We start from the raw sequence: 26,604 nt of genomic DNA, 5'->3' as shown, positions 1-26,604 counted from the left end.
AGTTCAACGCGGGAATAACCCCCCTTTTTCCTGCATTTACAGCCGTCCAGAGCGCAACTGAACCTGTGTAAAATCAGTCGCACCAGAACCACACGTGCGGCGAGCCTCCGGTTCTGCATGCTCGCTGCGTGACGACGACAGCGGGCCTGCGGCGATAGGCAGGCCCGGTGCATTCAGGCCCGCGTGCAAGCAGTACGTGAGCAACCCCACTTCAGCGAAGCCATCATGAACTCATCAGCCTCCAACCTTGACCCCATCGTGACCCACCTGATCGAGCACGGCAAGCGCGAGGACCTGCTCGCCGCCGGCGCTCAATTCATTCGGGAAAACCGCCGCAGCGATGCCATTGCCTGCTTCGCCAGGCTGGCCGAGGAAAAGAGTGACCTCAATGCGCGTTTCATCCATGCGCAACTGATTGATGACGGGTCGCACAAACAGCTGGCCGCCGCACGGGATGCGGCAGTGTCCATCCTGGAGGATTTTCCCGCTCTGTTCGACAACGGCACCGAGGCCAACTGCGCGCTGGTGCGCTTTGCCGCACAGCGCTGCAGCTATGTCGGCCCACAGGAAAAGGCCGCCGACCTGTATCGCAGGCTGGTCGCCATGTCCAATAGTGCTGCGGACTACTACCATCTCAGCGAAAGCCTCTCGCACATCAACAATGTAGCCAACAACCTGGCGGACTCGATTGCCGCACTGGAAAAAGCCATCGCGCTGGACCCGGCCGTCTACGATACCGATACCAATCGCGAAACCATCAAGCTTGGCAAGGCTGCGCTGGCCCAGCAAGCCGAGGCAGCGAGCCCGAAACGCAAGAAAATCGGACGCTATCCGCTCACCGAGGATTTCGTCGGCGACCTGCCTGCGCTGATCAAGAAACACATCGCCTTCGATCTGCGCAACGAAGAGAAATTCATCAGCCGTGCCACGCGCTTCTTCACCATGGGTTCCTGCTTTGCGCGCAACATTTCCGCCGCCCTGAACAAGAGCGGCTACAACAGCACCCACATGGAAATCTCGGAGTACATCAACACCACCTTCGCCAATCGCGCCTTTGTCGATTGGCTCAGCACCGGCAAGACCGATGTGGCGGTGAGTGAGCGTATCCAGGAACTGCTGCCGCCGGGCTGGAGTGCCGACAGCACGCTGGAGAAGATTCGCAACTCGGATGTCTTCATCCTTACGCTCGGGGTGGCACCGGCTTTCTTCGACAAGACCACCGGCGCTTTCGTGCTGCCGCGCCCGACCGCGCTGAACTCCCGCGTGCTGGGCGAGAAGTACGAATACCGGACGACCACCGTGCAGGAGAACGTGGACAACGTCCTGTACCTGATCAACTTCGTGCGCAAGCTGGCTCCGCACGCCAAAGTGGTGATCACGGTCTCGCCGGTGCCGCTGATTGCGTCGTTTGAATTTGAATCCTGCGTCGTGGCCGACTGCCTGTCCAAGAGCACCATGCGCCTGGTGGCGCATCAGGTGGTGCACCAATCCGGCCTGAGCAATGTGCTTTACTGGCCCTCCTTCGAGGTCTTCCGCTGGGGCGGCTCCAATGCCAGCACCTTCTATGCGGCCGATGATGGCGCCGCATGGCATGTTTCGGAAGAGAAGGTCAACGGGACCATCGGCGCTTTCATCGACATGTTCGACGCCGGTCGCTGATCAGCGCTGGCGGACGGCGGTCAGTTTTTCGTCATCCGTTGCGGGAAGACCAGCGTGATCTCCACGCTCACGCGGGTCTGGTCCCCCAGATTGACCGCCCCCCCATGCAGAATGCCTTCGTTGAAGATGAGCATGTTGCCGGGCTCCGTGAGCATCAGCTGCGCACCCAGTGTCGCGGGATCTTCATCGATGATGGGCTTCATGCCGCCGGCACCGGGTTCGCCGTGGTAGCGATACTGGCGGCGATGCGAATCGGGCACGATCATGAGCCCGTTGCGCCCCGGCTGTGAATAGATCGGAATCCAGATCTTGACGGTCTCCGCCTGTGCCGCGAAGGCGCGATCGTCCATGCCCATGACATCGTGAAACCACTTGTCGGCATGCATGCCGCCGATGTCGCGTGGCGCATTCGGGCGTACCAGTCTCCAGTAGATCTCTTCGCGTCCGGCCTCGTGCGTATCCCCATAGAAGACATCGGAGATGGCAAACTCGCCCATCTCCGCACGGATGGTCTGCAGGAACGGCAGCCCGCGGATCTGCTGGCAGCTGTGCAGCGGCAGGCAGCGATGCTGCTTGGGCCAGAGTGATTCGTGCTTCAGCAAATGGGACAGCTCGTGGTAACGCGCAATGCCCACTTCCCCGAATTGCGCCGCCAGTTCAGGATGCGCCCTACCGATCACGTCGAGCCACTGCTCGGTGATGGCCGCGCGAAACACCTCCAGCTCCTCAGGCGTGAGCCGGACATCGCTGGAGTAGCCGGGCGTGTCGAAAATCTTGTGCTTCAGGTTCAGTGCAGTCATGGCGTGCTCGCGCTGGGTCAGTCGTGCATGCGGATCAGGCAGCGGCCCGACATGGCACCGCTGCGCATGCGCTGGATGGCGACGTTGATGTCGTCCAGCTTGAAGTGCTCGGTGATGAGCGGCTTGAGCTGGATGAGGCCGGCATCAAGCAGCCTGGTATAGCGGGGAATGTCGACATGCGGCACGGCCTCGCCGCCATGCGAGCCACTGATGGTCTTCTCGAAGTGCAGCGGCAGCGAGTAGATGCTGATGTTGCGGCCGGCACGCGGCACCCCCACCAGAACCACGCGTCCCTGCGCCTTGGTCAGCTCATAGCCCATCTCGATGATGGACGGCTGTCCGGTGTTGTCGATGAAGACGTCGATGCCCTGCTTGCCCGTCAGCTCCAGCAGCGCTGTGCGTGCATCGACCTGGCTGGCATTGATCAGGTGCGTCGCACCGACCTGTTTGGCCAGCGCCAGCCGGCCTTCGTGCAGATCGACCGCAATGATGGGATAGGCCGAGCGCAGCGAGGCTGCCTGGATGATGTTCAGGCCGACGCCGCCGGCACCGAAGACCACCACCGATTCCCCCAAACGGATGTCCGCATTGTTCTCGGCCACACCGAAGCCCGTGGTGACCGCACACCCGAACAGTGCCGCAACATCCATGTCGCTGGAGGGATCGATACGGGTGACACGATTCTCCGAAACGATGGCGTATTCGTTGAAGGTTGCGATCAGGCCGGCGTTGAGCGGCTTGCCGCGCCAGGTGTACTTGGGCGGAAGCGATTCGATACCCTGGCTCTTGCGCCAGTGCAATACCACACGGTCGCCCGGCTTGACGAAACGCACGCCGGGACCGACTTCCTCCACGATGCCCGAGGCCTCGTGGCCGAGCAGGTGCGGCAGGTACTTGTCCTCGCCCTTGGCACCGTCGATTTCACCGAGCTGGGAGCCGCACACGCCGCTGACGCCGATCTTCACCAGCACTTGTCCGACGTCGAGCTGCGGCGGCAGTTCGACCTCATCGATGATCAGCGGCTGTTGCAGTTCGGCCAGGATGGCCGCACGCATGGTCTTGGGAATGCTCATGGTGTTCACTCGAAATAGATGAGGGAATGGTCGCCGGTATAGCCGGTCTGGCGGAACCACCAGTCCCATTCTTCGGGGGTGCAGAAGGCTTCGCAGGTGACCTGCCAGTACAGCAGGTTAGCCTTTTCGGTTTCGTTGCGATATGACTCTACGCAAACATACTTCTGCTTGCCGACCCGCTCCATTTCCCGCAAGGCCTTGTCCAGATCGTAGTTGTGCAGGTTGTGCAGCGTGGTGATGGAAAAGACGAAATCGAAATATTGGTCAGGGAAGGGCAGGCTGGTGGCATTGCCCAACAGCAGGCGATCGCGGATCTCTTCCTTGGCATGCTCCAGCGCATAGGGAGAAATGTCGATGCCATGGATCTCCAGGCCGGGGACCAGCAGCGACATCTCATAGAGCAGAAAACCCTTGCCGCATCCCACGTCGAGCACTTTGTCGCCCGCCTTCAGGCCATAGTGGTCGATCATCGCCTGCGCCACCGGTGCCCAGCGGCCCGGCATGTAGCGATAGCCGCCGTAGCAGATGCGGCGATCGCCGTCCCAGTAGTCGAATCCCCATTGCTTGGCCAGCTCGGCCGCCTTGGGCTTGGGGAATTCAGGGTCGTTCACGCGCGCCAGATAATCGCGCTGGGTGCTTTTGTGAACGGAGCTGAGGAAGTCGATGTAGGCCATGTCTTATACCAGTCTGGATTGGAAAAATTGTCGCGCCTTGTCGAGCTGGGTGCGCTTGCGCTGCTCCACTGAAATCGAGGCATCGGCAAACTGCCGTCGCCGCGCGGCCTCGGGCAGGAATTCGTTGAGCATGATGCAGCACCATTTGGCCTGCATCACCGGCAGCAGTTGCCGGGAGCGCTCACGCAGGGAGCTGGCCCGCTCGGACCAGGCCAGTGCCTGGCCGGCAAAATCCTCGAAGTCGCCAAAGGGTACCGGGACGGCGGGCTGGCAAAAGAAGTCACCGATCATCTTGGCCGGATCATCCCACCCGGCGTATTCGAAATCGATGAAGCACAACTGGCCATCAGGTCGCAGCAGGACGTTGTGAAAGCCGAAGTCGGAAGGCGATATGCAACGGTCCGCCTCCAACAGCACTGGCAGACCCTCGGCAACCAGCCGTGCACGGTGGCGCTGCCAGACTGCCGCCATCTCGCTGATCAGTGCCTGCGCTTGTGCGTCCAGCGCATCGCCGGGGACGAGGGCCTGCAGGCGCGCGATGCGCCGGTCGACGGTGGTCAGGTGTTGCGTCAGATCGAAACAGGCTTCGGAGGCCGGCGGCAGATCGTGACCGTCGTGCCGCGCCGCATTGAGGGCGTGCAGAAATTGTGCGGCGTCCATGACATGGGCCGATGTCAGTCGTGCTGCGACGATCTTCTCGCCATGGACGTATTCGTAAAGGCCGACCCGCTGTTGGAGGTCGCAGGCCAGCGCGCGCGGAACGCAGCGCAAGCCGAGCTTGCCGGCGTAGCGCAGGAAACGGTACTCCGCTCCCAGGCGGTCGCGGGTATCGGCAGCATCGCTGAAATAGGCCTTGGCCAGATAGCGGCCACCTGCCGTGTCGACGGCATAGACGCGGTTGTTGCCGCCGCCGTCGAGCGCAGTAAGGCGCAGGTCGCCAGCATCCAGTCCCGACTGTGTCAGCAAGGCCGTGATGGTGGCTTGCAGCCCGGTGTTCACCATCGTTCCTCGAAGAAGGCCCGGATCCCCGGCCATCCACTGAGTCGCGTGAATTCCGATGTGGCAGCATGATTGCCCTCGGGATCGAACAGCAGGCGCACCGTCTGCGGCGGGAATCCCGGCATGCGCAGGATCTCGGGCAGATCGTCGATGAAGTAATCGCAGCCGCAGTCGGCGATGCGCGCGATCTTGGCCTCCTTGGTCGGCTCGAAATACACGGCCTGCACGGCGTCCTTCCCGGTGGCTGCGCGCAGCGTGCCGTCAATCCAGCCGGTGGCCGCTGCATGCAGATCGTGTTGCGGACCTTTGAAGGGATAGCGGGTCTTGTGGCTGATGATCAGCAGTTCGGCACCCCGCGCAGAAGCCTGAAGGATGAAGTCGAACACGCCCGCAAAGGCTTCGGCCTCGCCCATGCGGGCGCCGTAGACATCGCCCTGCAGTTCGGTGAAGACGGCATCCTGGCCGGCCTCGCGCAGGTAGTCGCGCACGGCGAGCCTGGAGACCGGCAAGCTCGCCGGGACCAGCCCCTGCTCGGTCGCCACCTTGTGGAACAGCGAGTCGTAGGTGACGATGGTGTTGTCGAAATCCAGTCCGATGCGCATCTCAGCCTGCCGTCTTCCGGAACGCAGCCTCCACCTTGGCGGCGATGTTGTCGGCGGTCAGTCCGTACTTGGCGCGGGCATATTCCTGCGAGCCGATCTCGTGCATGAAGCTGTCGTCCACGCCGAAGCCAAGCAGACGCCCCTTCATGGGCTCCTGCCGTGCCAGCCATTCTGCAATGGCACCACCCAGGCCGCCGATGCGGCTGTGTTCTTCCACCACGCCTACCACCGCGTATCCCGCGAACGCCTGCTCCAGGCTGGCTTCATCGAGCGGCTTGATGGTGTGGAAGCTCTCCACGCGCGCCGAGATCCCGCGTGCCTGCAGCAAATCGGCTGCCGCCATCACGGTGGGCAGCAAGGTACCGGCACCGATCAGGCAGACATCGCTGCCGCTGCGCACATTGATGGCGCGGCCGATCTCGAAGTGCTCGTCCTGCTTGGGAACGATCTGCTCGCCTTTCTTTCCGATACGGATGTAGACCGGGCCGTCGAGCTTGAGCGCAGCACGCAGGCACTGGCGCAGCTCGACTTCGTCGGCCGGCGCGAGCACTGTCATGTTGGGCAGTACCCGCATGATCGCCAGGTCTTCGCACGAATGATGGGTCGGCCCCAGTTCGGCATAGGACAGTCCGGAGCCGGTCCCCACGATGATCACCGGGACGTTGTGATAGCAGGCATCTACGCGGATCTGCTCGAAGCAGCGGGTGGTGGTGAACGGCGTGATGGTGTAGATCACGGGCCGCAAGCCGGACAGTGCCATGCCGGCGGCCACGCCCATCATGTTGGCTTCGGCGATGCCGCAGTTGAGGAAGCGCGTGCCGTTGGCGGCCTTGAACTTGTCGAACAGCTTGTTGCCGATGTCGCCCGAGAGCAGCACCACGCGCGGATCACTGCTACCCAGTTTGGTGATCTCATCTGCAAATGCGTTTCTCATGCCTGAGCTCCCAGTTCCTGATAGGCAGCGGCCACTTCGTCGGCATTGGGAATCCGGTAGTGCCAGTTGTTGTCGTCTTCCATGAAGGAGACGCCTTTGCCCTTGACGGTGTGTGCCACCACGGCAATGGGTTTTCCTTCGGGTGCGCGCGGGCGTCCCATGATCTCGACCAGGGTCGCCATGTCGTGCCCATCGATTTCCATCGCATCCCAGCCGAAGGCGCGCCACTTGTCCACCAGCGGATTCAAAGCCAGCACTTCCTCGCTGCGGCCGGTGGCCTGCCACTTGTTGAAGTCGACCAGCACCATCAGGTTGCCGGTACGCTGGGCCGCGGCCATCATGGCGGCTTCCCAGACCGAACCTTCATTGCATTCGCCGTCACCCAGCAGCACCGTGACGTCATAGCGCTGTTGCTGGATGCGACCGGCCAGGGCCATGCCCAGGCCGATCGGCAGACCATGGCCGAGCGAGCCGGTAGCGGCCTCGATACCGGGCAGGTGATCAGGCGTCGGGGGGTGTTCAGCGAAGATGCCGCCGTCCTTGCCATAGTCGTCCAGCATCGCGATCGGGTAGAAGCCGCGCAAGGCCAGCACCTGGAACAGTGCTGCAGCACCGTGTCCCTTGCTGAGGATGAAGCGGTCCCGCAGCGGGTCGGCCGGCCTGGAAGGATCAATGCGCAGCGTACCGAAATAGGCCGCCGTGAGGATGTCCACGCAGGAAAGGCAGGAGCCCAGGTGCGGTGTCTGGGTGCGGTGCGCATTCTCGATGATGCGGCCACGCAGCTGGCTGGCTGTTTTCTTCAGCGCGGTAATGTCTTGGGCCATAACGATCTATCCAAAAGCAATGCCCGTTCTTTCAAACGGGCAGCAAAACGATGCGGCATTCGCCGAGGCTGCACATCAGTGCGGCTCAGGGCTTGTGGACGTAGTTCCATTCCATGGTCTGCATGGCGTCCAGGTTCTGCCGGACCCAGCTGACGCATTCATCCAGTCCTTCGTCGAGCGAGACTTTCACGTTCCAGTCCAGGCTCTGGCGCAGCTTGCTGCTATCCAACATGTAGGCGGCATCCTTGCCCAGGCGCTCGCCGACGATCTCGACGTTGGCCGCAAAATCCACGTCCAGCTTGGCGCAGATGCGCTCGACCAGTTCGCGCACGCTGACGATCTCGTCAGTGGAGATGTGGTAGGTCTGGCCATTGATACCGCGCGTGGCGATGGCGTGGGTGGCGCTCGATACATCGCGCATGTGGATGAAGGAGCGGCGCGAGAGTCCACCGCCATGCAGCTGCAGTTTCTTCCCGGTCAGCACCGAGAGGATGGTGCGCGGAATGATGCGATACAACTGCTGGCCCGGACCGTAGACGTTGGCGGCCCGGGTGAACACTACCGGGAAACCGTAGGCATCGAAGTAGGTCTTCAGGCTCATGTCGGCCGCCGCGCGGGACACCGCATAGGGCGTGCTCGGGTTGAACGGCGTGTCTTCCTTGATGAAGCCATCGGTACTGCCATACACCTCGGGTGTGGTGATGTGCACGTACTTGTCCAGGAAGTCGCACTGGCGCAGCACTTCGTGCAGGCGGATGGTCGCCATGACGTTGGTCTCGAACCAGTGTTCCGGATTCTTCCAGCTTTCGGCGACCATGCTTTGCGCGGCGAAGTTGACCACGATGGCGGGCTTCTCGCGCTGAATCAATTCGGTCAGCGCGGCCAGGTCCTTGTTGAGGTCATACGGGTAGAACGTGAATGCGGCCTGATGCTCGGACCAGCGATAAGGCAGGAACGCGCGATGCGGCTCCTGTGAACGGCTCACGCCGATGACGTCGTTGCCGTTGCGCAGCAGGTAATCCACGAAGCTGGCACCGGAAAACGAGTTGCTGCCGATGATGAGATATTTTGCCGACATGTTCATTCCACTGCGGGTTTGTTTTCGTACAGCCACTGCATGACCATATGTCCCACGATCACCTGCATGTCCTCGGCGATCTGCATGTCATCCACCGCAAAGTGGACCGGGATGTCGCACAGGTCCTTGGCCTTGCCGCCGCTGTAGCCGAGGATGGCGCAGGAGAGCACATCCATCTTCCTGGCCTGTTCCAGCGCACGCAGGATGTTGCCCGAATTGCCGCTGCCCGACAGCACGATCAGCAGATCGCCCGGCTGCGCCTGCACGGCCAGCTGCTCGGAGTAGATGTGGTCGTAGCCGATGTCGTTGGCCAGGCAGGTCAGCACGGCGGCATTGGCCGACAGCGCCGAGACCCGCATGCCACCGCCCGTGCGCTTGGCGATGCCGTACAGGAAATCATTGGCCAGGTGGATGGCATTGCCGGCGCTGCCGCCATTGCCGCACAGAAAGACCTGGCGGCCCTTGAGCCAGCATTCCTGCATGGCCTGCGCCAGGCGGCCCACGCCATTCCAGTCCGAACCTGCCAGTACCGCCTGCAGGCGGGTGGCGTAATCCTGGAACGCCGTCAGCGAAACCGGTGCCGGGCTCATGCCGCCTTGGGAGACAGTACGGTCTGCTCCATCCACTTCAGGTTGTAATAGCGGTCCTCATCCTTGAGCACGCCGCTGCGGTACTTCTCGATGATCTCGGTGATGGCGGTCTCGACCGACTTGGACGGCTTGAAACCGGTGGCCAGCAGCTTGTCCGAATTCACGCGGTAAGAGCGCGGATCGTTCGATTCGGTCACCACGATGTCCACCGGGATGTGCTTGGCGACCATGCGCGCGATGTCCAGGATGGAGATGTTCTCGAAGCCGGCGTTGTAGACGCCGGTGATTTCCGGATGATCGATCAGGTGCAGGTAGACATCGGTGATGTCATCGATATGGATGTTCGGACGCACCTGGGTACCGCCGAACACGGTGATCTTGCCCTTGGCCAGCGCCTGCATCGTCAGCAGGTTCACCGACACGTCCAGGCGCATGCGCGGCGAGTAGCCGCACACGGTAGCCGGACGCACGATCTGGACGATCATGCGGTCCTTGTAGCTCAGCAGCACCGGCTCGGAGACCATCTTGGTCTTGTTGTATTCGGAGATCGGTTTCAGTTCCAGGTCTTCGGTGACCTGCAGCTCTTCCTTGACGCCGTAGACGCTGCCGGAAGAAGCGTAGATGAATTGTTTGACACCCTTGCGCACGGCCTTGTCGGCCAGCTGCATCGTGGCCAGTGCGCTGACCTCCCAAGTCAGCTTGGGATCGAGATCGCCGCAGGGATCGTTGGCGACCGACGACAGGTGAATGATCGTGTCGACACCGTCCAGGTTGATCTGGTCGATGTTGCGCACGTCACCTTCGGTCACGGTCAGGTTGGGGTGGGGGGGCAGGTAATTGCCGAACCACATGATGTCCAGCACATGCACCTTGTAGCCGCGCGCCAGCAGTTTGGGGACGAGAACGCTGCCTTTGTAGCCGCAGCCGCCGGTGACCAGAATATTCATATCTACGCGTGATTCCCTAATGTAAAAACTGTCAGTGGTGATCGCGCCATGGCTGGCCAAAGCGGATCAGGCCGGCGGCTGCGGATACCTCGGCCGAGGCCGTACCGTGCGCTTGCAGTGCAGGAAATTTCCCTGGAGAAATATCACAGAGAGTCTTGCCCATGCTTGCATCTTGACAGCTTGGGCAGGCGGACGACGGCCACATAAGCGAGGAAACTTGCCCCCTATTTATCGCATGGACGTCATTGAAGGATCGCCCGCGCGCAGGTAGGCAAGCCCGCACCGATGCGTTCAACTACGGAAGGAAAGGGTAAAACTTGAATGGCCGGATGGCCGCCGCGCCGGGGCGGCGTCCAGTGCCGGATCAGAAGAAGCTGGCTGGGCGATCCTGTCGGTACTCGGGATCGCAGCGCCGCAGCAGGTCGTGGCGCAGGGCGTGGAAACGATCGAGGTAAGCCTGGTCGGCCGAATGCAGGTAGGCAGTCTTGAGCGCATCCAGGACCACCATCTCGTCGCGGCAGGGATAGAACAGCGGGTCACCGAAGCGCATGGCGGCAATGTTCAGATTCGTCACCTGCAGTTCGGGCATGAGCGCCATCACCAGCGAACCGATGCGCTCCATGATGAAAACCTTCATCTGCACCGTACTCTTGCCATAGTCGGTGACTTCGTTGAGCTTGCGCGCCAGTGGCGTGGCATTGGCCTCCGCCAGGGCGAACATGTGCTCGTTGATGGCGAACCACTTGTCCCAGAACACGGGCTTGGCAATGATGTAATTGCAGTACGCGGTGGAGCGGAAATTGTTGATCAGCGATTGCAGGTTCACGTCCAGTCCGATGTCGGCCATCAGCGCCTGCGCGACCGGAACGATGCCGGGATGGCGCCGGGCGCCCTGTTCGAAGACGCTCAGGTAGGCCGAGGCATCCGACATCGACGGCGAGAACGTGTACACATCCGCGCCAGGGCGGCTGTCCATGAAGGCGTGCACCTGCTGCGCGTTCATGCGCGTCTTGTCGAAGAACAGCGGAGAGAGGAAACCGTAGTAATCGTCCTCATTGAGCGCCGTGTTCAGGAAATAATTGCGGATGCCCCAGTACTCGCGCCAGTCAGGCCGGGGATTGCCGACGATCTCAAGCGGCGTGAAGCCGGGATCCAGCATGCGGCGGCTGGCTTCGTCGTAGTGGATCTGCAGGATGTGCTTGTTCATGGTCATCAGGGGGCCAGGCAACGGCTGTAGACATCGTGATAGTGGGCGGCCTTGGCGGCCAGGTCGAAGCCTTCACGCACTTCCTTCTGCCCGGCGGCGGCCAGGGCGTGGCGCTTCCCGGGCGATTCGATCAGTTGCGTGATGGCGTCCAGCCATGCCTGGCTTGAATTGGGCATCAACAGGCCGGTGACCTCATGCGTGACGACCTGGCTGTACACGGAGACGTCGCTGAAGACGGAGGCGATGCCGGCCGCCGAGTAATCGAGCCACTTGATGTAGCTCTTGCATTGATTGTATTCGTCGCTGGCCAGCGGGATCAGCGCAATATCCCAGTTCCACTGGCGCAATTGCGCCGCATAGTCCACGTACTGATGCACGAAGGTATGGAAGGTCGTCAGCGGATGGCCGGCCCAGCCCTGCGGGCACTCCCAGCCGACGAAGTCGATGTGCAGGCGCGTACCGTAGCGCTCCACCAGGGCGCGCAAGGCCTGGTCGACCAGCGCAAAATTGGAGGGCTGAATGGAAGAGCCCAGCAGCCCGATGTTGATGCGTCCATCGGGGGCGGTGGACTGGGGAACCGGACGGTAGAACAGATCGAAATCGATGTAGTTGGGCAGGACGTGGACCGCCGCATTGAGCTCGCGGTACTTGGCGGCGAGGAATTCGGTAGAGACCACGACGGCCTTCGCATGCCGGACCGCGAACTCGATGCCGGTCTTCCAGGCCGCGCCTTGCTGGGCTTCAGGGTGGTCGGCCGGAATCTCGTTGAGCAGGTCGTCGGACTCGTAGATGATGGGAACCTTGGAACTGAAGATGGTACGCAGCACGTCCAGCGACATCAGGCCGGGGGTGTAGCGATGCAGCAGTATCAGGTCGGCATCGGCCAGGTAATTGCTCTGCAGCTGGCCATTCTGGATGCCCCAGACCAGTTCCCACTCGTCCTGCAGATGGGCGAAGGGACGGATCAGGCGGATCTGCGGGCAAGGGCTCCAGGTCGATTCCACCGAATACACCACCAGCCGTTTCTTGCGGCGCGTCGGGACCGGTGCTGGCGTAAAGGCCGGCGCGGCAGGAGGCGCGTTGAAGCGCCGCTGGCTGGCCAGGATGAAGTCGTCCAACTGCCCCGCCACCAGGTCGCGGCGGGCTGCCTGGTCCGCCGCTGGTAGCAGCGGCAATTCCAGCAGTTGCACGCCGCCACCGAGTCCGGGCTGCCAGGCCAATGGCAATTCGCCGGCCAGCGCGGCCTGTCCAGGCTTGAGCAGGAAACGCACCACGTTCACTGCGGACAGGGGATTGCCGGCCACGCTGCCGGCGTAGATCACGATGGGATTGCGTCCGGCCGCCAGGTGGGCGTTGATGAGCTCTTGCGTCAGTCGCGGCGTGCGCAGGGCGGTGCTGCCTTCTTCGGTGACATAGGCTTCTTCGCCCCACAGGTTCAGTGCGTGGCAGAGGCGATGCAGCAGCAGGGCTTCTTCCGATTGGGTGGAGAAGGCGGGCGCAAAGATGTAGTAGGGGGAGTGCAGCCGGGCGAACAAATCTGGTCTCATATGCTACTCGGTGGTCTGTCTCTGGGTGGCTCGATGATCTGCGCAACGGACAGCGCCCCGGCTTCCTGCCCCCGGCGGCGGCATCCAGGCGCTGCGCCCCCTGCAGGGCAGACCTCATGCAATCGGCGCAGTATAGCAGTGCACTTTTGCGGGGAATGGCCTGAATTGGCGGCAAAGAGGGCGACAAATCCTCGCATGGCCGGCTGCTGCGGCGGACTGCAAAAAGCCAAATTGGCCTCGATAAACCGCCCAGACCCACGGTTGTTCCTGCTGGCAAAGCCGGTAACATAGGCATCTTTGGTGAGAGTGTTGCTTTGGATGCAATACTTTCATGGCTGACGGATCATCACTCATCTAGGGGTAGAAATTGAAAGTCGTCATTCTCGCCGGCGGTCTGGGTACGCGGCTTGGGGAAGAAACCGATGTGCGTCCGAAACCGATGGTGGAGATCGGTGGCAAGCCCATCCTGTGGCACATCATGAAGGGTTATTCGCAGCACGGCTTCAATGAGTTCGTGATCCTGCTGGGCTACAAGGGTTACCTGATCAAGGAATTCTTCGCCAACTACTTTCTGCATCAGGGCGATGTCACCATCGATCTGGCCGACAACCGGGTGGAAGTCCATCGCAACAAATCCGAGCCGTGGAAAGTGACGCTGGTGGAAACCGGCCTGTCGACCCAGACGGGCGGCCGTTTGCTGGCCGCCCGCGACTATCTCAAGGAGGGCGATTTCATGCTCACCTATGGCGATGGCGTTTCCGATGTCGACGTGACCGCTCTGGTGGCGCATCACCAGGCTAATCCCCAGGCACTGGTGACCATGACCACGGTGCAGCCCGAGGCGCGTTTCGGCATGGTGCAGACCGATGAGGCCGGCTTCATCCGCGATTTCCGCGAGAAGCCGCCGGGAGACCTGGGCTGGATCAACGGCGGCTTCATGGTATGTCGCCAGGGCGTGTTCGATTACCTCAGGGAAGGCGAGGGCACCATCTTCGAACGCGCCCCGTTGGAGCAGATCGCAGGGGATGGAAGGCTGCTGAACTGGCCGCACCACGGATTCTGGAAATGCATGGACACCCTGCGCGACAAGATCCAGCTCAACCAGATGTGGGACCAGGACCAGGCACGATGGAAGACCTGGAGCTGAGCCCGTCCTGCGGGCGCGGGGAGTGCGCATGAACCTGCAGATCACGCCCACCGGAATCGCGGGGGCGGCGGTGGTGTCCAGTGTGCGGCGCGGTGACGCGCGCGGCAGCTTCGCGCGCTGGTTCTGCGACGAGGAACTGGCACCGGTATTGCAGGGCAGCCGCATCGTGCAGGTCAACAATTCGTTCACGGCCGAGCCCGGCAGCGTACGCGGCATGCACTTCCAGCATGCGCCCCACGCGGAAAAGAAACTGATTCGCTGCCTGGCAGGCCGCGTCTTCGATGTGGTGATGGACTTGCGCAAGGGCTCGCCCACCTTCCTGCAGTGGCGCGGCGTCGAGCTGGCGGCCGGTGACGACCGCGCGCTGCTGGTGCCGGAAGGCTGTGCGCACGGTTTCCAGGTCCTGGAAGCGGGCAGCTCGCTGCTCTACCTGCATACTGCTCCCTATGTCCCGCATGCCGAAGGCGGTGTGCGCCATGATGATCCACGCGTGGCCATTGCCTGGCCGCTGCCACCGCAGAACCTGTCGCCACGCGACCTCCAGCATCCGCTGCTGGCTCCCGATTTCGATGGAATACCGCTATGAAATGCCGCCACTGCCAGACCGAACTGCATGACACGTTCCTCGACCTGGGTTTCTCACCGCCCTCCAACGCTTATCTGAGGGCCGAGGATCTGCGTCGTCCTGAAACCACCTATCCGCTCAAGGTGATGGTGTGCCGCCAGTGCTGGCTGGTCCAGACCGAGGATTACACGCACTACGACCAGCTCTTTGCCACCGATTACGCCTACTTCTCGTCCACCTCAAGCACCTGGCTGGCGCATGCCGCGCGCTATGTGGACATGATTGCGGCACGCCTGAACCTGAACGCGCAATCCCTGGTGGTCGAACTGGCCGCCAATGATGGGTATCTCCTGCAGTACGTGCAGCAGAAGGGCATCCCCTGCCTGGGCGTGGAGCCCACCACCAGCACGGCTGACGCCGCGCGTGCCAGGGGCATTGCGATCGTCGAGGAATTTTTCGGCGTGGCACTTGGCCAGCGGCTGCGCGAGAGCCATGGTGCTGCAGACCTGATCGCCGCCAACAACGTGCTGGCGCATGTCCCGGACATCAATGATTTCGTGGGCGGCATGCGCGCCCTGCTGGCACCGCAAGGGACGGTGACGGTCGAGTGTCCGCACCTGTTGAACCTGATCGCTCAGGCACAGTTCGATACCGTCTACCACGAGCATTTCTCCTATCTCTCGCTGGTGGCGGTACAGCGCGTGATGCAATCGCAGGGGCTGCGCGTCTACGACGTCGAGGAGCTGCCGACCCACGGTGGCAGCCTGCGCATCTATGCCTGCCATGCCGATGCCGCTATCGCCGCCACTCCGGCCGTGCAGGCCATGCTGGCACGTGAGCGGGAGGCCGGGCTGGAGCGCATCGAGGGCTATGCAGGGTTCCAGGCGCGTGCCGAAGAGATCAAGTTGCAGTTGCTGTCCTTCCTGTTGGAGCAGAAGCGCGCCGGCAAGAAGGTGCTGGCCTATGGCGCCGCTGCCAAAGGCAACACGCTGCTCAATTATTCCGGCGTGCATCCCGATCTGCTGGCCATGGTCGCCGATGCTGCACCTTCCAAGCAGGACAAGTACATGCCAGGCAGTCATATTCCCATCGTTTCCCCGCAGCGCCTGCTCGACGAAAAACCGGACGTGGTGCTGATCTTGCCCTGGAACATCAAGGACGAGGTCGCGCAGCAGCTGGCCGAGATCCGTGCGTGGGGCGGCCGCTTCGCCATCGCGGTGCCGCAGCTTCAGGTGTGGTGAGGGAGGCCAACATGCATATTCATCTGTTGCAGCTCGCTCCGTCGACCGTCCCGGTAGCGCCAGGCTTCCAGCACGTGCTCACCCCTGCGCCTGACGCTTGGGGCGATCTGTTGGCCATGCGCCGCTTTTTTCATGAACAGGCTATCGATGGTGAGGCTTGCTATGCCTTCGTCACGTCGGCATTTCTCGGCCAGACCGGTCTGGATGCGGCTGGCGTGCGCAGTCTGATCGAGGCGAATCCGCAAGCCGCCGCCTGGACCTTCATGCCGCATCCGCTGGAGGCCTGTGGCCAGCTCAACCTGCTGCTGCAGGCGGAGCAGCACCTGGAGGGTTTCACCGCGCTGGCCAAGCGTTTCCTGCAGGCGCTGGGCTTGCAACTGGACCCGCTGCATTTCGTGCCGCAGTGGCAGAACAATGTGCCGCACGGTTTCATCGCGGCCAAGCCGGCGTTCTGGCAAACCTGGTTTGATCTGGCCGAACGCCTGTTCCAGATGGCCGAGCAGGAGCCGGGTGAGTTGCGCGCGGCACTGCAGCGCCAGGCAGTATCCGGCGAGTCCGGACGGTCGCTGCTGGCGGCACGCCTGGGCTCCCTGGTGCTGGGACTGGACCAGCAACTGCGCGTATGGCATTGCCCGCCGGCGCTGATGCCGGCTGCCCTGCCCGTGGCAGCTGCCGACCTGGCGGAACTGGAAGCCTTGCGCAACGCCTATGCGGCCAGCGGTGACGCCGCTGATCTGCAGCGTTTCAGCTTGCGCTGCGGACAGTTGCGTGGCGCGCCGGCCCGGCCGCCTGCGCCGCTGTCGGCACCGCTCGCCGCTGCGTCATCTCCATCGCTGACGCTGGCACCGCGCACGCTGGCGCAGCCCGATAACGCGGCGGCCCAGGCCGCGCGTGGCGAGCTGGTGTTTGGCTGCATGACCCACGTACCGTTGCCGGTGAAATTCCCCGATCATGTGCTGCCGATCTACCTCGGCGAGGCCCAGCATGAGGGCGCGCTCAACCTGCGCGACCTGGCACCCCAATGGGTCCCTTATCACCCCATCGTGGCCGGCATGCTCGGCAACTTTGCCTTGCGCAACCTGATCCTGCGCGACTACCCCCACGTCAAGCGCGTGGGCGTTTGCCTGTACCGCAAGTTCATTTCGCGCGAGCGCATCAGCGGCGTGCCTGCTGAAGACAACTGGATGATGGACGTGGTCTCCGACAAGGAATTCGCACGGCTGTCGCTGGAGCAGATGATGGAGCCGGGCGAGCAGGAATTCCTGGTTGGCAAGACCTGCGGGTTCAAGGTGAGCGGCCGGGATGCCGGCTATCTGTCGCATTACGCGGTCTCGCATCACGCCGAGGATCTGTTGCGCTATGCGGCTGCCGCAACCGAGCTGGGGGTCTTCGCACGCAGCGAAGCCGAGCTGTTCTTCAACGAGAAGACCTTCTTCATGGGCGGCATCGAGATGGGCGTGTTTCCCGCCGATTTCTGGCTGCGCACCGTGGAGCAGATCGAAGCCGTGACCTGGTATTGCGTCCAGCACTACGACACCCGCCGCGAAGGCTATCAATCCCGCGCGTGGGCCTTCTGCGCTGAACGCCTGGGCAGCTACCTGCTCCTGCGCGAACTGCGCGCACGCTACGGTGATCCGGGCTACATGCGTTTCTTTGGACAGCTCAATCTCATCACCCGTGGCGACCAGACCAAGTACGTCCCCAGCCACTGACCAGGTTCATCACGGCCCGGCCGCCGATACCGCCTGCGTCTTCAGTCAGGGAGCAGCTTGCCCTGATCGAGCTGGTAGTGGTCGATGATCTGCTGCAGGCAGGCCGTGGCGTCCTCATCCCATGCGGGCAGGGTGATGCCGAAGCGCTGTTCCAGCTTGCTGCAATCCAGCCGTGAATTGAGCGGACGCTCGGGCGGCGTGGGGTAGGAAGAGGTCGGTACCGGGGTGATCTGGTGCAGTCCCTTGAGCCTGACCGGGACGCCACGTGCCACCAGCTCGCGCGCCACCAGTTGCGCATAGCGATGCCACGACGTGGCTCCCTGCGCGGTGAGGTGATAGATGCCGCTGGTGGCCGCAACTTTCTCGCGCCCGCCGTCGGTCCCGGCCAGCATGCGGCAGCAGACCGCCGCAATGGTGGAGGCCCAGGTCGGTGCCCCGAACTGGTCGCCCACGATGGTATAGCTTTCCTTCTGCTGGGCCAGGCGAATGGCCGTCTTCATGAAATTGTTGCCCGTGCGGTTGTAGACCCAGCTGGTCCGCAAGATCCAGTGGGCTGCGCCGCTGGCGGCGATGGCCAGTTCGCCGTCACGCTTGCTGGCACCGTAGACATTCAGCGGATGGGTCGGCATGTCTTCCGTATAGGCACCGGGGTGCTGTCCGTCGAACACGTAATCGGTGGAGAAGTGGATCAGGGCAGCCCCCAGCCGCGCGGCCTCCTGCGCCAGGAGGGCTGGCGCGTCGGTGTTGATGCGACGCGCCAGCTCCGGTTCGGACTCGGCCTTGACCACCGCCGTATAGGCGGCCGGGTGGATGATCAGATCGGGCCGGGCTTCGCGTACCGCCGTGCGCAGCGCATCCGCGTCGGTGAGGTCGAGTTGCCCGCGCACGGGCGCGATCACATCGAGGCCGGCCGGCATGGCACGCAGGCGGCGCAGGAATTCACTGCCGACCTGGCCGCTGCTGCCGGTGAGCAGGATGCGCATGGGTTTCATGGCTCAGGGCTTGAAGCCGTTCGGATTGTTCTGCTGCCAGCGCCACGAGTCGGCGCACATGGCGTCCAGTCCCAGCCTGGCTTCCCAGCCCAGCTTGCGGCGCGCTTCCGCCGGATCGGCATAACAGGAGGCGATATCGCCCGGACGCCGCGCGGCGATGGTGTAGGGGATGGGTTTGCCGGCGGCCTTTTCATAGGCCTTGACCACATCCAGCACGCTGTAGCCATTGCCGGTGCCGAGATTGACCGCGAAGCATTGTGGTTCGGTCAGTGCCTGCAGCGCGGCCAGGTGGCCGGTCGCCAGGTCGACCACGTGAATGAAGTCGCGCACGCCGGTGCCATCCGGGGTCGGATAATCGCCGCCCCAGATGCTCAGTTTTTCACGGCGGCCCACGGCGACCTGGGCGACATAGGGCATCAGGTTGTTGGGGATGCCACCCGGATCTTCGCCGATCATGCCGCTCTCGTGCGCGCCGACCGGGTTGAAGTAGCGCAGCAGGGCGATCTTCCAGTCCGGATGGGCGCGATGGTAATCGCGCAGCATGTCTTCGATGACGATCTTGCTGCGGCCATACGGATTGCTGGCCGACAGCGGGTGGGATTCCGTCAGCGGCAGGTATTGCGGGTCGCCGTAGACCGTCGCCGAGGAGGAGAAGACGATGGTCTTCACGCCCGTGGCTTCCATGGCCTCCAGCAGGCGCACGGTGCCGACCACGTTGTTGTCGTAGTACATGAGCGGCTTTTCCACCGACTCGCCCACGGCTTTCAGGCCGGCGAAATGGATGACCGCGTCGCATTTGAACTCGCGCAGCACGCTTTCCAGCTGATCGCGGTTGCGAATGTCCCCCTTGACCAGCGCCAGTGAACGGCCGGTGATCTGCTGCACTCTCGCCACCGACTCCGGGCTGCTGTTGCAGAAATTGTCGAAGACGATCACTTCGTGGCCTGCCTTGAGCAATTCCACGCAGGTATGGGAACCAATGTAGCCGGCACCGCCGGTGACGAGGATGTTCATGTGAGCTTCTCTTGGTAAGTTGGCAACAGCGTGATTATGTCAGAGTCTGGTAAAACCCAATCTGTTCTTCGGTCAGGGTGCGCAGGTCATCGTTGTTCAGGTAGGCGGCGTACCAGCGCGCGGTCATCTGCAGCGCGACGGTCAATTCCAGTTTGGGCGTCCAGTTCAGGCGCTGGCGCGCCTTGGAGATATCCAGCCGCAGCAGATGGGCTTCATGCGGGGCATGGGCTTGGGATTCAACACGGATGTCCAGCGGCGCGATGTCGTGTTGCCGAAGCGCCTTGTTGAAGCTCTCGCAGAGCTGGCCGACGTTGCGGGGATCGGCATCGGCCGGGCCGAAATTCCAGGCTTCCGCATGGCGCGGGCCTTCTTCGTAAAGGAGTTGCGCAATCTTCAGATAGCCTGACAGCGGTTCCAGCACGAATTGCCAGGGACGGATTGCGCCAGGGTGGCGAATGTTCAGCGGCGTCTGCGCTTGCAGGGCGCGGATGACATCGGGGATCAGGCGATCTGCGGCGAAGTCGCCGCCGCCGATCACATTGCCGGCCCGCACGCTGGCGATTGCGGCGCGGCCCGCATCGCGCTCGCCAAAGAAGGAGCGGCGATAGGCCGAGGTCACCAGTTCGGCGATGCCCTTGCTGCTGCTGTAGGGATCATGCCCGCCCATGGGATCGTCTTCGCGGTAGCCCCACAGCCATTCACGGTTCTCATAGCATTTGTCGCTGGTGACCACCACCACGGATCGCACGCTGGGGGTGTGCCGTACGGCTTCCAGCACGTGCACGGTGCCCATGACATTGGTCGCGTAGTTGTCCACCGGGTTGGCATAGGAGTCCCGCACCAGCGCCTGGGCCGCAAGATGAAACACCACGTCAGGCTGCACGGCTGCCATGGTCTGCGCCAGATGCACCGGGTCGCGCACATCGCCGGTGGTGGTCTGCACGCAGTCGTGCAGCCGGGCCAGTTCAAACAGGCTGGGATGGGTCGGTGCAGGCAACGAATAGCCGCTGACCTTCGCGCCCATCATGTGCAGCCACAGGCTCAGCCAGCCACCCTTGAATCCGGTGTGCCCGGTAATGAAAACACGTTTGTCACGCCAGAAGTTCGACATCATGCAGCCTCGAATGCGGGAGAGGAATATCGCCGAGATCACCCGGACGAATGCATGTGCGCAGCAGCGTTGGTGTCGACGAGGCCCCTATTAGACCATGGCGTGGCGGCCGGGCAAGAGTGAAGCAGGCAGGCTTTCTTCTTTCATTCCCGCCGTTGCGCAGCGGCGGAAGAGGAGGAAAGGGAATGAGAGATGCGCCGCCGGCGCGGGCCGGCGGCGAACTTTGCTGAGGAGGGCGGCTTACTTGGTCGCGGCCACGGCTTCCAGAATCACCTTGGCTACGTCAGCCGGACGCGATTGCTGCGGCACGTGGCTGGCGGCCAGCTCGGTCGTCTTTGCGTTGATCTGCTTGGCAAAGCTGCGCTCCAGTGCGGGCTGGATCATGCGGTCCTTGGTGCTGACGATGTACCAGCTGGGACGAGTCTTCCAGGCGGCGGTCTCGACCTTGTCGCCGAAGGCCTTCATGGCGATCGGACCTTGGGTTGCGGCCATCACGGCGGCCTGCCTGGCCGGCACGTCCTGGGCGAAATCAGCGGCCAGCGCGGCCGGCGGCAGGCTGGCGAAACCGGCCTTGTCCACCGACAGCTTGGCGATGCCCGGCGGTACCGGCAGGTCCTTGCCGAGGTCGCCCGTGGCCTGGCCGGCGTCCGGTGCGAAGGCCGCGACATAGACCAGGCTGGCGACCTTCTCATGATTGCCGGCCTCGGTGATCACGGTGCCACCCCAGGAGTGGCCGACCAGCACCACCTTGCCCGGCTGGTTGTCGATGGCGCGCTTGGCGGCGGCGACGTCGTCGGCCAGCGAGGTCAGCGGATTCTGCACCGCGGTGACCTTGATGCCCTTGGCTTGCAGCAGCGGGATGACCTTGGCCCAGTCGGAGCCATCGGCAAAGGCACCGTGGACGATCACGACCGACGGCTTGTCCGAGGCATCGGCGGCGATCGCGCTGCTGCCGGTGAAGGCGGCGGCGAGAGCCAGCATGCCGAGAGTGGTCTTGAAGCTGAAGCGGGGGAAAGCGGATTTCATGGTGTTCTCCTGTTCAAAGAGTGCGTGGGCTAGGGGTGTGTTGCAGTGAGGCCAGTATAGAAATGCCGCTGCGCTGCCGGTATCGGTCAATTGACCGACCCCGGCCAGCGTGCGGCAAGGCGCTGCGATTGTGGCCGGTTGCCACCGGCCTGCCCATTAACCGAAGAGTTGATTGCGGCCGGTGGATGCTTGCCGCTACAGTGTCGGGATGCCTCCCGACGCTTCCCCCCTTCCCGACGCCGGCACGTCCGCGCTACCCGCCGCCCACCTGGTCGCCGCCGGCACTGCCGTGCAGGTTCTGGCACTGGTCGGCGACCTCAGCATGGGCCAGCCGCCGCACCAGTCCCGCCGGTGCGCTGTCCTGGCCGCCCGCATTGCCGCGCTGGACGGTGCCTCGGCCGACCTGATCCAGCAGGCGCAGCTGGTGGCCTGGCTGCGCTGGTCCGGCTGCACCGCCAATGCGGCGGGCTTTGCCAGCCTGCTGGGTGACGATGTGGGCGGACGCGAGGCCATGCTGCGGCAAGCCTTGCCCGAGGGGCATCCCCTGAACTTTGCGACGGTCGAGCCGCTGGCCCGCATCCACTGTGAAGTGGCGGGCGACGTGGCCGGCATGCTGGGTTTGCCGGGCGGGGTCGAGACCGGACTGCGCCATGTCTGGGAACACTACGATGGCAGCGGCGTGCCGCAGCGGCTGCAGGGCGCGGCCGTGCCCGCCGTGGTCTATTACACCAGCCTGGCAGGGGATCTGGAGATTCATGCACGGTCGCACGATATCCCGTTCGCCCTGGAGGCGGTGCAGCGCAACGGCGGCATCAAGTATCCGGCCGAGCTGGTCAGCCGCGTCCTGCCGCAGGCGGCAGACTGGCTGGCGGCGCTGGACGAGGAGGCCGATGCGGCAGCGAAACCGGTGGACCTGCCCATGCACGCCGTTCCCCTGAGCATCGTGGCCGACCTGATCGAACTGAAGCTGCCGTGGTTGACCGGCTACTCCAGGCGCGTCAGCGAACTGGTGCAGCGGGCAGCCGTGCTGGCGGGCCTGCCTGTGGAGCAACAGGAACGGCTGGCACGGGCCGCCTTGATCCATGGCATCGGGCGTGCTTCGGTTTCCAATACGATCTGGGAGCGCGAGGGCCGTCCGGGTCAGGCTGACTGGGAGCGCATTCGCCTCGCACCCTACTGGACCGCCCGTGCCGGCGCGCTGATCCCCGACCTGCGTCATGAGGCCGCGCTGGCCTCGCAACTATATGAACGTCTGGATGGCAGCGGTTATTTCCGGGGGCTGGACGCCGACATGCTGGGATTGCCAGCCCGACTCCTGGCGGCCGCGTCGGTTCAGGCCGCGCTGTGCGCCCGCCGTCCCTGGCGCGAGGCGTATGCGCCGCAGGCCGCCGGGGAGGTGCTGCAGGAGCAGGCCCGCCTTGGCCGCGTTGATCCGGAGGCGGTGCGCTGGGTGCTGGCCGCAGCGGCAGGAGAGGGTGTTCCGCTCCCGGTCCGCAAGGGCTTGCTCTCCGAGCGCGAGGTCGAGGTGCTGCGCCGCATCAGCCTGGGCGAGAGCAACAAGGAAGCCGCCCGTACCATGCAGATCAGTCCCTCCACCGTACGCACCCACGTCGAGAGCATCTTCCGCAAACTGCAGTGCTCCACGCGGGCTGCCGCCACCCTCAAGGGGCTGCACCTGGGCTTGATCTGATCTTGATCCGATGCCGTATTTCTACGGCATCAACGGTCCGACCACTGCACCGGTCTGGTGAGCGGGCTCACTTTTTTGCGGGGCGGCGCTGTGCTGCAACATGCGTCCCTGAAAGCGAGCCCGGTCGTCCGACCTCTCCCGATTTCCTGACAAAATGTCAGCGCCTTGCGTAAACGTTTGCGAGCGCCCCGGAAATTTCCGTAAATCATTGAATTTGCGGGATATTTCTCTGGCGTCGAGGGGCGTTTTTGATTAAATTGAGCGCTGTTTCAAAAACCGGCGCGTTTTTCCGGCTTTTGTGCATGCATTTCTGCAAATTCACTGCGAGATGCATAAATCTGAACAAACGGACAAGAAGGGGAGATCCGTCGGGAGCAAAAAGCGGGCAGGGGACAAAACACGCGCCATGGCGTTTTTGTGCTGCACTGCAAAAAATCGAAGTGGCTGCTTATTTGCCACAACTCGCCGCGAAGTGCCCCAGATAAGCCCTTGATCTGGCTGCAAAAGGTTTGACTTACCGGAAAACGAACCTTTATAATCGCCGGGCTTTTAAGCTGCCGTCTGCTCGTAAAGGGTGCGGCGCATGCACGATATTGGATAGATATGCTGCGCATCATTCTCTTGCAGCTCCTCACCACGGTCATTGCTGCCCTGGTGGCGGGGATGCTGGGCGGACTTCCGGCGCTTTGGTCCGCATTGTTGGGAGGCGTCTGCTGTGTCGTTCCCAATGCCCTGTTTGCACTGCGACTTCATGTCAGTGCGCAGAAACCCGGTGGTACCAACCCGATGACGTTTTTCTTCGGGGAATTTATCAAGATTGCTACGACTTTTGCGCTCATGGGCGCGATCGTTTGGTTGTACCACGGTGTTCACTGGCTCGCATTTTTGCTGAGCTTCATCGTGGTGCTTAAGAGTTATTTCATTTTACTGTTTAGACACCGACCATGACCGTAGAAGCCGCAGAGCACGCGCCGACAGCCTCTGAATATATCGTCCACCACCTCGGACACCTCTCCACGCAGCACCAGACCAAGATCGTCGATTTCTCCATCCTGAACGTGGACACCATCTTCTGGTCCGTGTTCTGCGGCGTGATCGCCTGCTTCTTCATGTTCCTGGCTGCCCGCAAGGCGACCTCGGGCGTGCCGGGCCGCTTCCAGGCCTTCGTCGAGATGGTCGTCGAAATGGTGGAAGACCAGTCCAAGGCCATCGTCCACGGCGACCGTACCTTCATCGCCCCGGTGGCCCTGACCGTGTTCGTCTGGGTGGCCCTGATGAACTCGCTGGACTTCCTGCCGGTGGATCTGGCTTCCGGCATCCTGGGCCTGTTCGGCCTGGGTGAAATGCATCACCGCATCGTCCCCACCGCCGACCTCAACGGCACCCTGGGCATCGCCCTGGGCGTGCTGGCCCTGATGCTGTATTACAGCGTCAAGATCAAGGGCGCAGGCGGCTTCATCCACGAACTGTTTGCAGCACCCTTCGGCATCTGGCTGGCGCCGTTCAACCTGCTGCTGAACATCATCGAATTCGCCGCCAAGACCGTGTCCCTGGGCATGCGACTGTTCGGCAACATGTATGCAGGCGAACTGTTGTTCCTGCTGATCGCATTGCTGGGATCGACCGCGACCGCATTCGGCTTCATCGGCCATGTGATCGCCGGTTCTATCTGGGCAATTTTCCACATCCTGATCGTGTTGCTCCAAGCATTCATCTTCATGATGTTGACACTGGTTTACCTGGGCCAGGCGCACGAAGCGCACTAACACAAGGCTTGCAGTACCTGTTTTTCAGTTTGTTTTTTGGTTTTGTATTTAATTTAACTTTTCTTAAGGAATTGTCATGACTGATGTCTCTTTCGTTGCTCTGGCTTGCGGTTTGATCATTGGCCTGGGTGCTATCGGCGCTTGTATCGGTATCGCGATCATGGGCGGTAAGTACCTCGAAGCATCCGCACGTCAGCCTGAACTGATGAACACCCTGCAAACCAAGATGTTCCTGCTGGCTGGCCTGATCGACGCGGCCTTCCTGATCGGCGTTGGTATCGCCATGCTGTTCGCATTCGCAAATCCGTTCATCGCCAAGTAATTCGCGCTTCATAGCCGATTCTCATCTGCCGGACGATTGGTTCCGGCACTCGTTATTCTGAGAAGGAAATTACCGTGAACTTAAATGCAACATTGATTGCACAGTTCGTGGTCTTCTTCATCCTCGCCGGCTTCACGATGAAATTCGTGTGGCCGCCGTTGATTAAGGCGCTCGATGAACGCGCCAAGAAGATTGCGGACGGGCTGGCAGCCGCTGACCGCGGTAAGGCCGATCTGGCCGCCGCCGAAAAGCGTATCCAGGGCGAACTGGCATCGGCACGTGATGAAGGCCAGAAGCGCATCGGCGAAGCCGAAAAGCGCGCTCAGCTGATCATCGAAGAAGCCAAGAAGACGGCCGCTGAAGAAGCTGCCCGCATCATCGCCGCTGCCCGTGCCGACGCTCAACAGCAAGTGAACCAGGCACGTGAAGAACTGCGCGGCCAGGTCGCAACGCTCGCCGTCAAGGGCGCGGAACAGATCCTCAAGCGCGAAGTGAATGCGGCTGCTCACGCCGACTTGCTGAATCAACTGAAGACAGAGCTGTAATATGGCCGAACTCGCAACGATCGCTCGTCCTTACGCCGAAGCCTTGTTCCGTGTGGCCAAGGCAGGCAGCCTGGCAGCCTGGTCCGATCTCGTCGACGAGATGGCCCAGGTGGCGGCGCATCCCGAGGTGCAGGCCCTGGCGCAGAACCCTTCCGTATCGCATGACAAGCTGGCAGAAGTGTTTGCCGCTGCCCTGAAGACCCCGCTGTCCGTCGAGGCGCAGAATTTCGTCAAGACGCTGGTCGACAACGGCCGCCTGGTCCTGCTGCCGCAGATCGCCGAACAATTCCACGTGCTCAAGAACACGGCGGAAGGTTCGGCTGATGCCAACATCGTGAGCGCCTTTGAGCTCAGCGATGCCCAGGTCAAGGATGTGGTCTCGGCACTGGAGAAGAAGTTCGGCCGCAAGCTGAACCCCTCCGTGACGGTCGACAGCAGCCTGATTGGCGGTGTGCGCGTCGTGGTCGGCGACGAAGTGTTCGATACCTCCGTGCGCGCGAAGCTGCAGCAGCTGCAAGCTGCTCTGGCCGCGTAAGTGC

General features: G+C 62.6%; 27 protein-coding genes. 11 read left to right on the top strand and 16 right to left on the bottom strand.

Annotation, left to right across the window (positions count from 1 at the left end; all coding sequences use genetic code 11):
• Positions 1-225 precede the first annotated feature (225 nt).
• Positions 226-1,659, top strand: coding sequence for a GSCFA domain-containing protein (locus tag MKD49_RS13970; RefSeq protein ID WP_252696576.1), 1,434 nt, complete (start codon positions 226-228; stop codon positions 1,657-1,659).
• A 20-nt stretch (positions 1,660-1,679) separates the two neighbouring features.
• Here the strand turns inward: MKD49_RS13970 and MKD49_RS13965 are convergent, their stop codons facing one another.
• The 12 genes from MKD49_RS13965 to MKD49_RS13910 all read right to left on the bottom strand — a co-directional run bounded on the left by MKD49_RS13965 (position 1,680) and on the right by MKD49_RS13910 (position 12,934).
• Positions 1,680-2,459, bottom strand: coding sequence for a phytanoyl-CoA dioxygenase family protein (locus MKD49_RS13965; protein WP_134137062.1), 780 nt, complete (start codon positions 2,457-2,459; stop codon positions 1,680-1,682).
• A gap of 17 nt (positions 2,460-2,476) precedes the next feature.
• A complete protein-coding gene (locus MKD49_RS13960; protein WP_121040781.1) occupies positions 2,477-3,532 on the bottom strand; it encodes a zinc-binding dehydrogenase in 1,056 nt (351 codons plus the stop codon).
• 5 nt (positions 3,533-3,537) lie between these two features.
• On the bottom strand, positions 3,538-4,206 hold the full coding sequence (locus tag MKD49_RS13955) for a class I SAM-dependent methyltransferase (RefSeq protein WP_121040779.1): 669 nt from the start codon (positions 4,204-4,206) through the stop codon (positions 3,538-3,540).
• A 3-nt stretch (positions 4,207-4,209) separates the two neighbouring features.
• Positions 4,210-5,241 carry an aminoglycoside phosphotransferase family protein gene (locus tag MKD49_RS13950; protein ID WP_252696575.1) on the bottom strand — a complete coding sequence of 344 codons (1,032 nt, stop codon included), beginning with the start codon at positions 5,239-5,241 and terminating at the stop codon, positions 4,210-4,212.
• Positions 5,202-5,807, bottom strand: a complete 606-nt coding sequence (locus MKD49_RS13945; protein WP_252696574.1) for a haloacid dehalogenase-like hydrolase — start codon at positions 5,805-5,807, stop codon at positions 5,202-5,204. Before MKD49_RS13945 ends, MKD49_RS13950 begins: the two co-directional genes overlap by 40 nt.
• Before the next feature lies 1 nt (position 5,808).
• Positions 5,809-6,741, bottom strand: a complete 933-nt coding sequence (locus MKD49_RS13940; protein WP_134223631.1) for a transketolase family protein — start codon at positions 6,739-6,741, stop codon at positions 5,809-5,811.
• Entirely contained in the window at positions 6,738-7,565 is an 828-nt protein-coding gene (locus MKD49_RS13935; RefSeq protein WP_209533854.1) for a transketolase, read from the bottom strand. The genes MKD49_RS13940 and MKD49_RS13935 overlap by 4 nt, the downstream gene beginning before the upstream one ends.
• Before the next feature lie 85 nt (positions 7,566-7,650).
• Entirely contained in the window at positions 7,651-8,643 is a 993-nt protein-coding gene (locus tag MKD49_RS13930; protein ID WP_252696573.1) for a GDP-mannose 4,6-dehydratase, read from the bottom strand.
• Between the two features lie 2 nt (positions 8,644-8,645).
• Entirely contained in the window at positions 8,646-9,233 is a 588-nt protein-coding gene (locus MKD49_RS13925) for an SIS domain-containing protein (protein ID WP_034331006.1), read from the bottom strand.
• Positions 9,230-10,180: an NAD(P)-dependent oxidoreductase gene (locus MKD49_RS13920; protein WP_252696572.1), complete on the bottom strand. Its 951-nt coding sequence runs from the start codon at positions 10,178-10,180 to the stop codon at positions 9,230-9,232. The genes MKD49_RS13925 and MKD49_RS13920 overlap by 4 nt, the downstream gene beginning before the upstream one ends.
• A 364-nt stretch (positions 10,181-10,544) precedes the next feature.
• Positions 10,545-11,387: a hypothetical protein gene (locus MKD49_RS13915; RefSeq protein WP_252696571.1), complete on the bottom strand. Its 843-nt coding sequence runs from the start codon at positions 11,385-11,387 to the stop codon at positions 10,545-10,547.
• Between the two features lie 5 nt (positions 11,388-11,392).
• The gene (locus tag MKD49_RS13910) at positions 11,393-12,934 is read right to left on the bottom strand and encodes a glycosyltransferase family 4 protein (RefSeq protein WP_252696570.1); all 1,542 of its coding nucleotides are present in this window, start codon (positions 12,932-12,934) and stop codon (positions 11,393-11,395) included.
• A gap of 367 nt (positions 12,935-13,301) precedes the next feature.
• Between MKD49_RS13910 and rfbF the strand changes: the two genes are divergently transcribed.
• From rfbF to MKD49_RS13890, 4 genes are read left to right on the top strand one after another with little or no spacing between them, the layout of a single operon-like run.
• A complete protein-coding gene (gene rfbF / locus MKD49_RS13905; RefSeq protein ID WP_134137057.1) occupies positions 13,302-14,081 on the top strand; it encodes a glucose-1-phosphate cytidylyltransferase in 780 nt (259 codons plus the stop codon).
• Positions 14,082-14,109: 28 nt separating this feature from the next.
• Entirely contained in the window at positions 14,110-14,667 is a 558-nt protein-coding gene (locus tag MKD49_RS13900) for a dTDP-4-dehydrorhamnose 3,5-epimerase family protein (protein ID WP_252696569.1), read from the top strand.
• A complete protein-coding gene (locus MKD49_RS13895) occupies positions 14,664-15,887 on the top strand; it encodes a class I SAM-dependent methyltransferase (protein WP_134137055.1) in 1,224 nt (407 codons plus the stop codon). The genes MKD49_RS13900 and MKD49_RS13895 overlap by 4 nt, the downstream gene beginning before the upstream one ends.
• Before the next feature lie 11 nt (positions 15,888-15,898).
• Positions 15,899-17,599 carry a hypothetical protein gene (locus tag MKD49_RS13890; RefSeq protein ID WP_252696568.1) on the top strand — a complete coding sequence of 567 codons (1,701 nt, stop codon included), beginning with the start codon at positions 15,899-15,901 and terminating at the stop codon, positions 17,597-17,599.
• Positions 17,600-17,640: 41 nt separating this feature from the next.
• On the opposite strand, the gene rfbD is transcribed toward MKD49_RS13890, so the two are convergent.
• From rfbD to MKD49_RS13870, 4 genes are all read right to left on the bottom strand, one after another.
• Entirely contained in the window at positions 17,641-18,591 is a 951-nt protein-coding gene (gene rfbD, locus MKD49_RS13885; RefSeq protein ID WP_252696567.1) for a dTDP-4-dehydrorhamnose reductase, read from the bottom strand.
• 3 nt (positions 18,592-18,594) lie between these two features.
• Positions 18,595-19,605: a UDP-glucose 4-epimerase GalE gene (gene galE, locus MKD49_RS13880; protein WP_121040756.1), complete on the bottom strand. Its 1,011-nt coding sequence runs from the start codon at positions 19,603-19,605 to the stop codon at positions 18,595-18,597.
• 34 nt (positions 19,606-19,639) lie between these two features.
• Positions 19,640-20,716, bottom strand: coding sequence for a CDP-glucose 4,6-dehydratase (rfbG, locus tag MKD49_RS13875; protein WP_199725060.1), 1,077 nt, complete (start codon positions 20,714-20,716; stop codon positions 19,640-19,642).
• Between the two features lie 240 nt (positions 20,717-20,956).
• Positions 20,957-21,742, bottom strand: a complete 786-nt coding sequence (locus tag MKD49_RS13870; protein ID WP_134137050.1) for an alpha/beta fold hydrolase — start codon at positions 21,740-21,742, stop codon at positions 20,957-20,959.
• Positions 21,743-21,950: 208 nt separating this feature from the next.
• Here MKD49_RS13870 and MKD49_RS13865 point away from each other — a divergent pair, with 208 nt between their 5' ends.
• From MKD49_RS13865 to MKD49_RS13840, 6 genes are all read left to right on the top strand, one after another.
• Positions 21,951-23,432, top strand: coding sequence for an HD domain-containing phosphohydrolase (locus MKD49_RS13865; RefSeq protein WP_252696566.1), 1,482 nt, complete (start codon positions 21,951-21,953; stop codon positions 23,430-23,432).
• Positions 23,433-24,035: 603 nt separating this feature from the next.
• Positions 24,036-24,380 (top strand): ATP synthase subunit I, encoded by a 345-nt coding sequence (locus tag MKD49_RS13860; RefSeq protein ID WP_039783514.1) that lies wholly within the window; start codon positions 24,036-24,038, stop codon positions 24,378-24,380.
• A complete protein-coding gene (gene atpB / locus MKD49_RS13855) occupies positions 24,377-25,198 on the top strand; it encodes a F0F1 ATP synthase subunit A (RefSeq protein WP_039783516.1) in 822 nt (273 codons plus the stop codon). Before MKD49_RS13860 ends, atpB begins: the two co-directional genes overlap by 4 nt.
• Before the next feature lie 76 nt (positions 25,199-25,274).
• Complete coding sequence (atpE, locus tag MKD49_RS13850) at positions 25,275-25,520, top strand: F0F1 ATP synthase subunit C (RefSeq protein WP_006461334.1); 246 nt, start codon at positions 25,275-25,277, stop codon at positions 25,518-25,520.
• A gap of 74 nt (positions 25,521-25,594) precedes the next feature.
• On the top strand, positions 25,595-26,065 hold the full coding sequence (locus MKD49_RS13845) for a F0F1 ATP synthase subunit B (RefSeq protein ID WP_034330984.1): 471 nt from the start codon (positions 25,595-25,597) through the stop codon (positions 26,063-26,065).
• A 1-nt stretch (position 26,066) separates the two neighbouring features.
• The gene (locus tag MKD49_RS13840) at positions 26,067-26,600 is read left to right on the top strand and encodes a F0F1 ATP synthase subunit delta (RefSeq protein ID WP_034330982.1); all 534 of its coding nucleotides are present in this window, start codon (positions 26,067-26,069) and stop codon (positions 26,598-26,600) included.
• Positions 26,601-26,604 lie beyond the last annotated feature (4 nt).

Origin of the sequence: Herbaspirillum sp. WGmk3, assembly GCF_023952535.1 — a bacterium.
Classification (GTDB): domain Bacteria; phylum Pseudomonadota; class Gammaproteobacteria; order Burkholderiales; family Burkholderiaceae_D; genus Herbaspirillum; species Herbaspirillum huttiense.
Note: the sequence above shows the minus strand (reverse complement) of the source record. Positions and strands in the feature narration are given on the sequence as shown.

What these genes read in the sequence shown, in the direction of transcription:
- rfbD (WP_252696567.1), bottom strand. Translation starts at nt 18,591, where the DNA reads ATGAAACCCATGCGCATCCTGCTCACCGGCAGCAGCGGCCAGGTCGGC.
- rfbG (WP_199725060.1), bottom strand. Translation starts at nt 20,716, where the DNA reads ATGTCGAACTTCTGGCGTGACAAACGTGTTTTCATTACCGGGCACACC.
- MKD49_RS13890 (WP_252696568.1), top strand. Translation starts at nt 15,899, where the DNA reads ATGCATATTCATCTGTTGCAGCTCGCTCCGTCGACCGTCCCGGTAGCG.
- MKD49_RS13895 (WP_134137055.1), top strand. Translation starts at nt 14,664, where the DNA reads ATGAAATGCCGCCACTGCCAGACCGAACTGCATGACACGTTCCTCGAC.
- MKD49_RS13965 (WP_134137062.1), bottom strand. Translation starts at nt 2,459, where the DNA reads ATGACTGCACTGAACCTGAAGCACAAGATTTTCGACACGCCCGGCTAC.
- atpE (WP_006461334.1), top strand. Translation starts at nt 25,275, where the DNA reads ATGACTGATGTCTCTTTCGTTGCTCTGGCTTGCGGTTTGATCATTGGC.
- MKD49_RS13860 (WP_039783514.1), top strand. Translation starts at nt 24,036, where the DNA reads ATGCTGCGCATCATTCTCTTGCAGCTCCTCACCACGGTCATTGCTGCC.
- MKD49_RS13900 (WP_252696569.1), top strand. Translation starts at nt 14,110, where the DNA reads ATGAACCTGCAGATCACGCCCACCGGAATCGCGGGGGCGGCGGTGGTG.
- MKD49_RS13870 (WP_134137050.1), bottom strand. Translation starts at nt 21,742, where the DNA reads ATGAAATCCGCTTTCCCCCGCTTCAGCTTCAAGACCACTCTCGGCATG.
- MKD49_RS13910 (WP_252696570.1), bottom strand. Translation starts at nt 12,934, where the DNA reads ATGAGACCAGATTTGTTCGCCCGGCTGCACTCCCCCTACTACATCTTT.
- MKD49_RS13955 (WP_121040779.1), bottom strand. Translation starts at nt 4,206, where the DNA reads ATGGCCTACATCGACTTCCTCAGCTCCGTTCACAAAAGCACCCAGCGC.
- atpB (WP_039783516.1), top strand. Translation starts at nt 24,377, where the DNA reads ATGACCGTAGAAGCCGCAGAGCACGCGCCGACAGCCTCTGAATATATC.
- galE (WP_121040756.1), bottom strand. Translation starts at nt 19,605, where the DNA reads ATGAACATCCTCGTCACCGGCGGTGCCGGCTACATTGGTTCCCATACC.
- MKD49_RS13915 (WP_252696571.1), bottom strand. Translation starts at nt 11,387, where the DNA reads ATGAACAAGCACATCCTGCAGATCCACTACGACGAAGCCAGCCGCCGC.
- MKD49_RS13970 (WP_252696576.1), top strand. Translation starts at nt 226, where the DNA reads ATGAACTCATCAGCCTCCAACCTTGACCCCATCGTGACCCACCTGATC.
- MKD49_RS13840 (WP_034330982.1), top strand. Translation starts at nt 26,067, where the DNA reads ATGGCCGAACTCGCAACGATCGCTCGTCCTTACGCCGAAGCCTTGTTC.
- MKD49_RS13945 (WP_252696574.1), bottom strand. Translation starts at nt 5,807, where the DNA reads ATGCGCATCGGACTGGATTTCGACAACACCATCGTCACCTACGACTCG.
- MKD49_RS13930 (WP_252696573.1), bottom strand. Translation starts at nt 8,643, where the DNA reads ATGTCGGCAAAATATCTCATCATCGGCAGCAACTCGTTTTCCGGTGCC.
- MKD49_RS13920 (WP_252696572.1), bottom strand. Translation starts at nt 10,180, where the DNA reads ATGAATATTCTGGTCACCGGCGGCTGCGGCTACAAAGGCAGCGTTCTC.
- MKD49_RS13950 (WP_252696575.1), bottom strand. Translation starts at nt 5,241, where the DNA reads ATGGCCGGGGATCCGGGCCTTCTTCGAGGAACGATGGTGAACACCGGG.
- MKD49_RS13865 (WP_252696566.1), top strand. Translation starts at nt 21,951, where the DNA reads ATGCCTCCCGACGCTTCCCCCCTTCCCGACGCCGGCACGTCCGCGCTA.
- MKD49_RS13960 (WP_121040781.1), bottom strand. Translation starts at nt 3,532, where the DNA reads ATGAGCATTCCCAAGACCATGCGTGCGGCCATCCTGGCCGAACTGCAA.
- MKD49_RS13925 (WP_034331006.1), bottom strand. Translation starts at nt 9,233, where the DNA reads ATGAGCCCGGCACCGGTTTCGCTGACGGCGTTCCAGGATTACGCCACC.
- MKD49_RS13940 (WP_134223631.1), bottom strand. Translation starts at nt 6,741, where the DNA reads ATGAGAAACGCATTTGCAGATGAGATCACCAAACTGGGTAGCAGTGAT.
- MKD49_RS13935 (WP_209533854.1), bottom strand. Translation starts at nt 7,565, where the DNA reads ATGGCCCAAGACATTACCGCGCTGAAGAAAACAGCCAGCCAGCTGCGT.